General features: G+C 63.7%; 10 protein-coding genes and 1 pseudogene. 5 read left to right on the top strand and 6 right to left on the bottom strand.

Annotated elements, in window-relative coordinates:
* Positions 1–107 (top strand): annotated as a pseudogene (purU, locus tag IB235_RS07450) (formyltetrahydrofolate deformylase); the annotation flags it as partial.
* Between the two features lie 45 nt (positions 108–152).
* On the opposite strand, the gene IB235_RS07445 reads toward purU, so the two are convergent.
* The 5 genes from IB235_RS07445 to IB235_RS07425 form a co-directional block, all read right to left on the bottom strand.
* Positions 153–1,253: a flagellar basal body P-ring protein FlgI gene (locus IB235_RS07445; protein ID WP_192336223.1), complete on the bottom strand. Its 1,101-nt coding sequence runs from the start codon at positions 1,251–1,253 to the stop codon at positions 153–155.
* Positions 1,253–2,266 carry a flagellin gene (locus IB235_RS07440; RefSeq protein WP_192336222.1) on the bottom strand — a complete coding sequence of 338 codons (1,014 nt, stop codon included), beginning with the start codon at positions 2,264–2,266 and terminating at the stop codon, positions 1,253–1,255. The genes IB235_RS07445 and IB235_RS07440 overlap by 1 nt, the downstream gene beginning before the upstream one ends.
* The gene (gene flgK, locus IB235_RS07435; protein WP_192336221.1) at positions 2,263–3,723 is read right to left on the bottom strand and encodes a flagellar hook-associated protein FlgK; all 1,461 of its coding nucleotides are present in this window, start codon (positions 3,721–3,723) and stop codon (positions 2,263–2,265) included. Before flgK ends, IB235_RS07440 begins: the two co-directional genes overlap by 4 nt.
* Positions 3,724–3,752: 29 nt before the next feature.
* The gene (locus IB235_RS07430) at positions 3,753–5,087 is read right to left on the bottom strand and encodes a flagellar hook protein FlgE (RefSeq protein ID WP_192336220.1); all 1,335 of its coding nucleotides are present in this window, start codon (positions 5,085–5,087) and stop codon (positions 3,753–3,755) included.
* Positions 5,088–5,173: 86 nt separating this feature from the next.
* A complete protein-coding gene (locus IB235_RS07425) occupies positions 5,174–5,965 on the bottom strand; it encodes a flagellar motor protein MotB (RefSeq protein WP_192336219.1) in 792 nt (263 codons plus the stop codon).
* Positions 5,966–6,108: 143 nt separating this feature from the next.
* Here IB235_RS07425 and IB235_RS07420 point away from each other — a divergent pair, with 143 nt between their 5' ends.
* Genes IB235_RS07420 through IB235_RS07405 form a run of 4 tightly spaced genes read left to right on the top strand, consistent with a single transcriptional unit; the run spans position 6,109 to position 10,172 of the window.
* Positions 6,109–6,789 carry a paraquat-inducible protein A gene (locus IB235_RS07420; protein WP_155038975.1) on the top strand — a complete coding sequence of 227 codons (681 nt, stop codon included), beginning with the start codon at positions 6,109–6,111 and terminating at the stop codon, positions 6,787–6,789.
* Complete coding sequence (locus tag IB235_RS07415; protein ID WP_192336218.1) at positions 6,786–7,436, top strand: paraquat-inducible protein A; 651 nt, start codon at positions 6,786–6,788, stop codon at positions 7,434–7,436. The genes IB235_RS07420 and IB235_RS07415 overlap by 4 nt, the downstream gene beginning before the upstream one ends.
* Positions 7,437–7,444: 8 nt before the next feature.
* Complete coding sequence (locus tag IB235_RS07410) at positions 7,445–9,511, top strand: intermembrane transport protein PqiB (protein WP_192336217.1); 2,067 nt, start codon at positions 7,445–7,447, stop codon at positions 9,509–9,511.
* A gap of 1 nt (position 9,512) precedes the next feature.
* A complete protein-coding gene (locus tag IB235_RS07405; RefSeq protein WP_192336216.1) occupies positions 9,513–10,172 on the top strand; it encodes a membrane integrity-associated transporter subunit PqiC in 660 nt (219 codons plus the stop codon).
* Position 10,173: 1 nt separating this feature from the next.
* Here the strand turns inward: IB235_RS07405 and IB235_RS07400 are convergent, their stop codons facing one another.
* Positions 10,174–10,719, bottom strand: coding sequence for a flavin reductase family protein (locus IB235_RS07400; protein WP_155038971.1), 546 nt, complete (start codon positions 10,717–10,719; stop codon positions 10,174–10,176).
* Positions 10,720–10,750: the final 31 nt, after the last annotated feature.

Raw genomic sequence — 10,750 nt, 5'->3', positions numbered from 1 at the left:
CCCGCGCCATCCATGCCCATATCCATCGCCGGTCCTTCCTCAACGGCAACAAGACCGTCATCTTCCCCGCATCACCCGGAAGCTATGCCAGCGAAAGAATGGGGTAAGTACCGAAACGCCCACGGGCGATGGGGAAAGTGGGACAGATCGCCCTAGTTGACGATGAACTCCGCATGCAGCGCACCGGCTGCATGAATGGCCTTTAGCACGTCGATCATGTCGCGCGGCCTGATCCCTAGTGCGTTCAATCCGGCGACCACATCCGATAGCGAGGTTTCGCCCGAGACTTCGGCAAAGCCGATACCGGGTTCCTGTGTGATCTCGGCCTGACTGCGGGGCAGGACCACTGTATCGCCGGGCGCAAAGGGGTTTGGCTGGGACACGATCGGTGCTTCGCGGACCCTCAGGGTCAGGTTTCCCTGCGACACGGCGACGCGATCGATGCGGACATCTTCGCCGATCACGATCGTCCCCGACTTGTGGTCGATGACAACACGGGCGGAATTTTCGGGTTCGACCGAGATATTCTCGATCCGGCCAATCAGTCGGGCAGGGTTCACCTTGCCCAGCGTCGATGAATCGATGGCGATTGTGCCCGAGTCGATCAGTTCCGCCAGACCTGATCCAAGATCGCGGTTGATCGCGGCCTCAACCCGCGCTGCCGTGGTGAAGTCGGGGTTGCGCAGGGCTAGGCGAATATTGGTCATCTGCGAAAAATCAAAGGCCACCTCGCGTTCGACCCTGGCACCCGACGGTATCGTGCCTGTGGTTGGCACACCCTGGACGACCGAGGCGGCCTCGCCGCTGGCCTCAACCCCCCCGGCCAGGACGGAGCCCTGTGCAACCGCGTAGATTTCGCCATCGGCCGCGTTCAGCGGTGTCATCACCAAAGTCCCACCAAGCAGGCTTTTCGCATCCCCGATAGCGGCGACATTGACACCGATCTGCGATCCTGACCGGGCGAAAGGCGGCAGCGTCGCCGTCACGATGACAGCAGCCACATTCTTGGGTCGGAACGCCTCATCCGTGACATTCACGCCCAATCGCTCAAGCAGCCCGGCCATAATTTCTTCGGTGAAGGGCGAGTTTCGCAGACTGTCACCCGATCCGTTAAGACCGACCACCAGCCCATAGCCGACAAGATCGTTGCCCCGGACACCTTCGACGTTGGCCAGATCCTTGATCCGCACAGGTGCTGCCTGCCCCATTGCCCCCCAAAGCGCAGCCAAGATGACCAGAAGGGCAACGCGCATCACAGGTAATCCGTCAGGCTGAGCTTCGACAGACGCGCGGTCACCGCATAGAGCGTCTCAAGGTTGGACTCGAGTTCGCTCATCGCGGCGGCGGCCTCATAGGGGTCTGCCGCAATGAGCGTGTTGCGCGCCAGCGCCAGCGCCGAGCTTTCGGCCTCATTGGTGGTCTGTGCCTTGGCGGCAGCTTCCTGCTGCACACCCAGAACGGTGCGCGCCGAGGTCATCTGCATCTCGCCCTCGACCATCATCCGACCCGCTTGGCGCGAGATTTCGCGGCGGGTCTCATGATCCAGCGTGTCATTCTGGGCCAGATAGGCCATCGTTGCGAGGCCTTTCAGAACGGTTCGAAGCTCGGTCGAATTACCGGTAATCTTGGGCTCGACATTCCGTCCCGGCGAAATGGCGATCGAAAAGTTGCCTTGGTCATTGCCGGTAAAGGCCTGATCCGAAAATCCTCCGCCGCCCGCAGGCGCGTCAAAGAACGTATCTATCGCGGCAATAACTCCGCTGACCGAGGTCGCTCCACCGATCGCGGTGGTCAGATCGCTCAGCAGGTCGTCATAGCTGACCATCGCGGGCTGATCGGTGCGACTGCCCGAGAACACGAACCGACCCCCGACAGAGGTATTGAGCGCATTCAACGCGGTCTTCAGATCGGCCGGCGCCTTGTCCAGATACACGCCCAGCGTCGCGGGCGAGGCGACAATCGCATCTGACATGAGTACCGTCCCGGTTTCTGACACGATGCTCTGGATACTGCCCAATGCCGTCTGCATGGCCGACAGGACGCCCTGAGCCTCGCTGAGATTGTTTGAATAATCCTTGAGCGTGGTCAGCCGGTTCTCGATCTGCGAGATCCGGTTCAGGTCACCCCGCAGCGCCTGAGGAATGTCGGATTTGATGCCCGTCGTCGCCTCTTGCCAGATCGCACTCAGCCGCGACTTGATCGCCGTCTGGGACAGGCGCAACTGATAGGAACGGGCCAGATCGCTGATCGAATTGAATTGGGTCATGTCAGCCTCAGAAGTTCGTCGAGCATGTTGCTGGCGGTCTGCAGGACCTTGGCATTGGCCGAGTAGGCCCGCTCAAGCGTCAGCAGGGCCTGCATTTCGGTGTCGGTATCGACGCCCTCTGCCAAAAGTGCGGTACGAAGACCTTCTGAACGGGTCTGGTCCTGAACGCTGGCAGTGTCGCTGCGCAGGCGAAGACTGGCGGCTTGCGAGGCGATATCCGACGCGATCCCAAGCAGCGACTTGGGCGCGCCGGGCAGTGCCGAGGACGCGGGACTGCGATTTTCGGACAGCGCCGCGCTCATCCGCAATAGCAGCCCGCTTTCGCCAGCATCACCGGCGTCAGTGGCGTTCCTGCCGGCCCGAATTCGCCACAACTGCCCGCCTTGGGCCGGGTCCATCTCGGCCGCGACCGACAGCCGGTTGGCCAGACCACGTTCGGTACCAGCGGTAAAGTCGGACTGTCCATCTGCGAACAGGCCGTGCTCGCCCACGGTCAGGCTGAGGTCCAGCGAGGGGTCTGCGAAGCGGTCGTAGATCTCGCGCGCGAATGCGTCGATCTGTTCCTGATAGGCCGGGGCAAGCTTGTCCCTTATTTCGAAACTGGCCGTGAGTGAGCCGCCCGAGAAAATCCGCATTTCAGACTGGCTGAGCGCTTTGCCATTCACCGAGACGGTGCCAAGCGCACCATTTTCGACTGTCATGTCGGGGGTGATCGTGCCAGCCGCAGTGAACTCGATCTTTGCCGGGGTCGTCCCGTCCAGAAGCGTCCCGCCCCCTTTGGTGAAGATCGCAACGCGGCCATTTTCGCGCGTGACTTCAACGATGGGGACAATGCTGGAAATATCGTCCAGCACCGCCTGCCGCGCATCGACGAGCGAGGACGGGTCCTGTCCCTGCGCCGAGAACGACGTGATCTGCCGGTTCAACTCGGCGACCCGCTCCAGTGCAGTGTTCAGCCGTCCGACGTCATTCGCGATCGACTTGTCCGCCGTAATCCTTGCATCCGAGATGCCTTGGGCGATGCCGCCAATTTTGCCTGCCAGTTCGGTGGCGGCATCCAGTACCCCTTGCAGGCGGACATCGCCGTCCGGTCGGGCGGTGGCCGAGACGATGGCAGTGTCCAGCGTCGTCAGATAGGTGACCAGTGACGTGTTGTCATTTGCCGTGCCAAAGCTGGTCTCCATCGTGGCATGAAAGCTGGCGACGGCGGATGATCCGGCGGCATTCGCCATCGAGATCCGGCTGTCGCCAAGCAATCCCGCATTCACCATCCGACGGACGCCGTCGATTGCGACGCCGCCGCCATTTGCCGCATAGACCCGCGATGACAGGTCAAGTTCGCGCCGTGCGTATCCGGCCACCGACTTGTTCGAGATGTTGGTCGAAACGATCTCGGTAGCGCGCGATGTCGCGGTCAGACCGGACAGCGAATTCGAGATTGCTGATGAAAGGCTCACGGGATCAGTCCTTCTTCAGGGGATTGCCCTTAACGCTTGAGGTTGGTGGTTTCCTGCAGCATCTCGTCGACGGTGGTGATGATTTTGGCGTTGGACGAATAGGCCCGCTGGGTCTGGATCAGGTCGGTCAACTCGGCCGCCACATCGGTGGTCGAGCTTTCGCGCGCATAGCCCGCCACCGAACCGGTCGGCCCGTCACCCGCGTTCCACAGGAAGAACGAGCCCGATTCCGGCGAGACCTGATAGGACTGGTTGTCCAGCGCGATCAGGCCGTTGGGATTGGGCACATCGACCAGCGGGATCTGAAACAGCAGCCGGGTCATTCCGTTGTCGTACGTCCCGCGCAGGTAGCCGTTCTCATCGACCTCGACCGCGGTCAGCACGCCTGCGGCCGTACCGTTCTTGGTGATGTTGGTGGGCGAGAAATCCGAGCTGATCTGGGTCAACCCGCTCGCACCGCCCGGCGTGCCGATGGTGATGGTGATCGGGCCATGCGCTGCGTTGACCGTCAACTGCCCGGTCGCCGGATCATAGGCACCGCCTGACAGTGTCGTCACCGAGCCCAGCGGCCCACCGGGGGCGTCGTTGAAGTCCAGCGTATAGGAGCCGACAAGGGTCTCATCCGCCACAGTTGCCGGATCGTCAGTGACCGCCATGTCCCTGATCTCCATCGTCCAGGAGTTCGAGCGACCGCTGCCAGCCGCGCCGACGGTCGGGACAAAGCTCATGTTCAGCGACCGTGACGCGCCGAGATTGTCGAAATACTCGATCGTGGTCGAAGATGTGGTTGCGGTCGATCCGCCCACCGTCGCCTCGGCCGGCAGGTTGAAGCCGACGCTGATCGCGGTCGTTGGTTCGGCATAGGTGTCATTGGCATTCAGAACGATCGGCCGCAGCGCCGAGGTCGAGTCGCGCGGCACCGAAGGAAGGGTCCCGTCGCGGTTGGCGGGCCAGCCCATCAGCACAAGTCCCGAGGATGTCCGCAGCACCCCTTCGGCATCGGTCCGGAAGGCTCCGGTCCGGGTCAGGGTCAGCGGAGCATTGCCGCTGCCAAGGTTGTTCATCTCGGTCATGCTCATCACCGGCAGCATGCCCCGCCCGGTAATCGCGAGGTCCAGCGCGTTGCTGGTCCCGACCAGACTGCCACGCTGATCGACGACACGACCGGACTGGGCCAGAACACCGCCCGCCGTGTATTGGCCGCCGCTGCCCGATCCGCCGATCACGACGCTTTCGAATTCCGTCGATACGCGGCGATAGCCGTAGGTGCTGGAGTTCGCGATATTGTCCGAGATACCGGCAAGCCGGGCGGAGTTCGCGGCGAGGCCGGACACACCGGCGCTGAGAGCAGAGGAAATCGACATTCGGGTGATCCTGTCTGAGTCGAGTTGGCTTCAGTCTGGGGTGCCGCCGGTAAAGAATGCCCTAACGGGTGCGCTGTATTTCCGGCCTATCTAAGTAAAATCACTTCGATCCGGTTGTTCGCCGGGTCCATCGGGTTGATCGAGCGGTTGCGGCGATCGGCAAAGGCCGCCACCCGCAGAATGCGTTTTTCGTTCAGACCCGCGCCTTCCAGCAGGTTGCGGACCGCGTGGGCGCGTGCGTCCGACAGCGCCCAGACCGGCGAATGAACCAGAAGCTCGGGATAGGTGCGGACGTGACCGGTGATGGCCAGCTGATTTTTGACCCGGCCAAGCACCCCGGCCAGAATCCCGGCCAGTTCGCGTAGCTCGGGGCTGGGCTGAGCGCTGTCCTCGACGAAAAGCGGCTCATCCAGCAAGTCGGTCAGTTCGATCACCAACCCTTCATCGGTCATGCGGGTGACGACATGTTTCAGCAGATTGACCCGCTGCATCGATTCCGCCCCGCGTCCGGTCAGCGCGTCCTGCACATGTTTCACCATCGCGTCGAATTCGGCGTCGCGCGCCTGACCACCCTTCGTATCGCGCGAAGATCCCAGGCCCCTGCCGGAATTCGTATCCTCGTTCTGCAGGTCGCCGCCAAAGGGTCCATGCGCGCCGCCCTTGCTGGACTGCACGATGGTCGGGTTGAAATATTCGGCCAGACCCTGACGCTGCTTTTCGGTGGTCGCATTCAGCAGCCACATCAGCAGAAAGAACGCCATCATCGCGGTGACGAAATCGGCATAGGCGACTTTCCATGCGCCGCCGTGGTGACTGCCACCGCTGCTTGCCTGCACCCTTTTGATGATGATCGGGCTACCGCCTGGCTTTGCACCCATGTGACACCTTTTCCCCGCGAGTCTGTCAGGGAGTAAGCCTCAGACGCTAAGATCGGGTTAATTGCGGCAATTCGCCCGAAATTCCGCGGCGTAGGAATACCGGTTTGCCTTGATTGCGGCGGGGCAGGGCATATTCTTGGGCGATGAATGTCGAAGGCGATTATGATCTGACCACGGGTGCGGGGCTTGTCGCCTGTCCGCGCTGCGATGCGCTGCATGTTGAGCATGACCTGCAACCCGGTGAGACAGCTCGCTGCGTGCGCTGCAATGCGCTGCTGGCCAGCCCTCGGGCGGGGGCGTTCACCCGGATCATCGCGCTGTCGGTCACCTCGCTGGTGCTGATGGTGGGGGCGGTGTTCTTTCCCTTCCTCGAAATCTCGCGCATGGGATTTGGCAACGAGACCTCGCTGTTCGGGGTGGCGATGGCGTTTTCACATGGCGCGCTGATGCCGCTGACCGTGGCGCTGATGGCGACGATCATCGGCCTGCCGGTGCTGCGCGCCCTGCTGCTGGTCTATACGCTGCTGCCGCTGTCGCGCGGCCGCGCGCCCTATACCCATGCCGTCGGCGCCTTCCGCCTGTCCGAGAGCCTGCGCCCCTGGTCGATGGCCGAGATCTTCGTCATTGGCACCACGCTGGCGCTGGTCAAGGTCGGGGGGCTTGCCAATATCAGCCTTGGCCCGGCCTTCTGGGCGTTTTGCGGCCTGATCGTGGTCAATGCGGCCAGCAATGTCTTTACCAGCGCGACCACGATCTGGGATGCCATCGAGGATGGCGGCATGGCCACCGACGGGCGTGAACTGGCAAGGACCGTCGCGAAATGAATGAGGATCACGCCACCCCGATCATGACGGCGCATCGTGCGGGGTTGATCGGCTGCCGCAGCTGCGGTCGCGTCTGGCCCGAGGCGGAAACCCATTGCCAGCGTTGCGGGGCCGAACTGGTCCCCCCAGACCGCCGCTCGCTCAGCGCGGTCTGGGCATGGCTGATCGCTGGGTTGATCTTCTATATCCCGGCCAACCTGTTCCCGATGCTCAAGACCTCGACCTTTGGCGGGCTGCGCGGGAACACCGAATCCACCATTCTGGGTGGCGTGGTTGAGCTGCTGCATTACGGCAACTGGTTCGTCGGCGGCGTGGTCTTTGTCGCTTCGATCGTCGTGCCGATCGGCAAGTTCATCGCGATCGCCTGGCTGGCGCGGGTTGCAGGCCGTCCGGCTACGGTCCATGACGCGCATTGGCGGCTGGGGCTGTATGAGGTGGTCGAGTTCATCGGGCGCTGGTCGATGATCGACGTCTTTGTCGTCGCGATCCTTTCGGCGCTGGTGCAACTGGGATTCGTCGCCTCGATCCATCCCGGCCCGGCGGCGGTCTGCTTCGCGCTATCTGTTGCTTTCACGATGCTTTCTGCGCAAAGCTTTGATCCAAGGTTGATCTGGCGAGGATTGCCGCTGCGAAGCCGCAAGGACTGAACTGACATATGACCGAGACTCCTTCGCCTGACGGCCAGAATGCCGCCTTGAAGCCAGCCGAACCTGTCCGCAAGACTGCCGCGCGCGCCGCAAGGGCGGGCTCGTCGCTGATCTGGCTGGTTCCGATCATCGCGCTGATCGTCACCCTGGGCGTCGGCTGGAACATGCTGGCCAGCCGGGGCACGCTGGTCACCGTGGATTTCAAGGACGCGACCGGCATCATCCCCGGCGAGACCGCGTTGAAATTCCGCGAGATTACCGTGGGCAAGGTCGAATCCGTCCGCTTCACCGAGGATCTGCAGCAGGTCCGCGTCCAGATCCGCGTCGACAAGGATCTGGCGCCTTTCATCGATCAGGACGCGCAGTTCTGGATCGTGCGGCCGCAGGTCTCGGCGCAGGGCATCTCGCGTTTGGACACGGTGCTGACCGGGGCCTTTATAGAGGGTTACTGGGACGACAAGGCAACCGGACAACTGACCGAATTCCAGGGGCTTGAGCGGCCGCCACTGACCAATCCCGGCGAAAGGGGCACGCTGATCGTCCTGCATGCCGACCGCTCGCGTGGGATGACCGAGGGTGCCCCGGTGCTGTTCCGCGGTATCCCGGTCGGGCAGATGCAGAACCTGCGGCTGGCCGAAGACGATGAGGGCGTCTTGGCCGATGTCTTTATCGCTGCCCCCCATGACGCGCGGCTGACCAGCAATACCGTGTTCTGGGACACGTCGGGTTTCTCGGTGTCCTTCGGGGCGCAGGGGGTGGCGCTGAACGTGAACTCGCTGGCGACGGTGCTGCAGGGCGGGGCGGAGTTCGCCACGCTGACCTCGGGTGGGCAGCCGATCAAGAACGGCCACCGTTTCGAAATGCAGGCCGATGAGGCCTCGGCGCGGGCCAATCTTTATACCGACACCTCGAATGCCTTGCGTCTGACCATGTTGGTCGACGAATCCGTCAAGGGGCTCGAGACCGGGGCGAATGTCCAATATATGGGCCTGACCGTCGGTCGGGTCACCAATCTGGCCGCCAAGGTGGTTCCGGGCGAGGCCGGGGCCGAGCAGGTCGATCAGGAAGTGACCCTGGCCGTCACCCCCGAACGTCTTGGCCTGAGCGGCGAAGTCACGCCGGAACGCGCACAGGAATTCATGGCCGAACAGGTCCGGCAGGGCCTGCGCGCCCGTATCACCAGCGCCGGTTTCTTTGGGACCTCGCTTGAGGTCGAACTGGTCAGCCTGCCCGAGGCCGAACCCGCCGAACTGGACCTGACTGCCCAGCCCTATCCGGTCATTCCGTCGGTGCCGGGTCAGGTTTCGGATTTCTCGCAGACCGCGCAGGGCTTCCTGTCGCGGGTGGGCCAGCTGCCGATCGAGGAGGCGCTGAAATCCGTGACCGACATGATGAATTCGGTTACCGCTCTGGTCAGCAGCGAGGATACCCGCGCCATTCCCTCGGCGCTGCGCGGCACCCTGGACGATGCCAAGGCCACCAGCGGCGAGATGCGCCAGATCGCCACCGAATTGCGCGAATCCGGTGCGGCGGGCCAGATCCGCAAGATGGTGGACGAGGCCGCCGCCGCCGCCGAGGCGGTCAAGCTGGCCGCCGCCGAGGTGCCGGCCATGGTCGAGGAAATCGACAAGGCCGCAACCAAGGTCGGCGAGGTCGATTTTGCCGCCATCTCGACCGAGGCCGAGGGCATTCTGAAGGATGTCCGCGCGATGATCGGCACCGAGGATGCCGGGCAGTTGCCCAAGAACCTGTCCGATACGCTGAAGGCGGCCTCGGGGCTGCTGACCGATCTGCGCGACGGCAATGCGGCGGGCAGCCTGAACGAGGCCTTGGCCTCGGCCAAGACGGCGGCAGACAGCGTGTCTACCTCGGCACAGCGCCTGCCGCAGCTTTCGGCGCGGCTGGAAGCGCTGGCGGCACGGGCGGAAAGCGTGATCGCGGCCTATGGCGACCGCTCGGCCTTCAACAATGAATCGATCAATCTGATGCGCGAGATGCGGCGCGCGGCCAATTCCTTTGGCAGCCTTGCCCGCACCATCGAACGCAATCCGCAAGCCTTCATTCTGGGACGGTAAGATGCGCCAATACGTGATCGCCTCAATCCTGCTGGCCGCATTGGCGGGCTGTTCGAGTGGCGAAAAGACCGCCCGCTTCCTGATCGACCCGCCAACCACCGGCGAACGGCTGCCGAACCGTTTGGGCACGACCGAGTTGAAGGACGTATCGCTGCCCGATTATGCCTCGGCCGGCGAGGTCAGCTGGCAAAGCGCCGACGGGGCGGTGCGCTCGAACACCAAGCAGCTTTGGGCCGACAATCCGCAGCGCGCCTTTACCCAAACTTTGGCGCGGGCGATTTCGGACCTGTCCGGCGCAACCGTGATCGGAGAGCCCTGGCCCCTGGCCGAGCCGCCGCGTCGCACCCTAGAAGTGCGGGTGGAAAAGGCGCTGGCGCAATCGGACGGGACCTATCGTCTGGCGGGACGCTATTTCGTCGGCGACAGCCGCTCGGGCGGGGCCAATCAGGCGCGCAATTTCGACATCCATGTACCGATGGGTGAAGGCGGGGCGGCCAGCCCGGCGACGGTCGCGCGCGCGCAATCGCTGGCCATTGCGCAGCTGGCGCGTCAGATCGCGGTGCTGGGCGGGCCGGGCAATTCGCTGCGGACCTCGTCCGCGCCGCCGTCGAATATCGACGACATCTTCTCGCAGCCGCTGCCGCCGCTGGAAGGCAGCTGAGTCAGCTTTCCTCGGGATCGAACTGGCCGAAACGTCCGGCGGCAAAGACCAGCGGGTGATCGCCCGGCCCCGCCACGGTCACCCGCAGCACGCGCCCCACCATCACCGTATGATCGCCCGCCTCATGCGCGGCATGGGTTTGGCAGTCGAACCGCGCCGCGACGCCGGGAATCACCGGCACGCCCTGATCGTTCAGCAGATGGTCCAGCCCGTCGAACTGCGCGCCGCCTCGGGTGAAGCGCAGGCAGGTGTCCAACTGCTCGGCCCCAAGGATATGCACCGCCCAATGCTGTGCCTCGACAAAGCCCTGATGCCGGGTCGAGGTCCGCGCCGGGCACCACAGCACCAGCGGCGGCTCAAGCGAGACGCTGCTGAAGCTGTTCACCGTCATTCCCATCGGTCCCCGGCTGCCTTGGGTCGTGACCACGGTGACGCCGGTGGCGAATCGTCCCAACGCCTCGCGCAGCAGGCGGGCCTCGGCATTGGCGGGGTGGAAGGTGATTTCGTCAGCGAGCCGGTCGCGGGTCGCGGGAGGAATGCGGCGCATGCGCGGGCCCTGTCATCGTGCTGTCGCTACC

Source organism: Paracoccus sp. PAR01 (assembly GCF_014851995.1).
In the GTDB taxonomy this organism is placed as follows: domain Bacteria; phylum Pseudomonadota; class Alphaproteobacteria; order Rhodobacterales; family Rhodobacteraceae; genus Paracoccus; species Paracoccus litorisediminis.
Note: the sequence above shows the minus strand (reverse complement) of the source record. Positions and strands in the feature narration are given on the sequence as shown.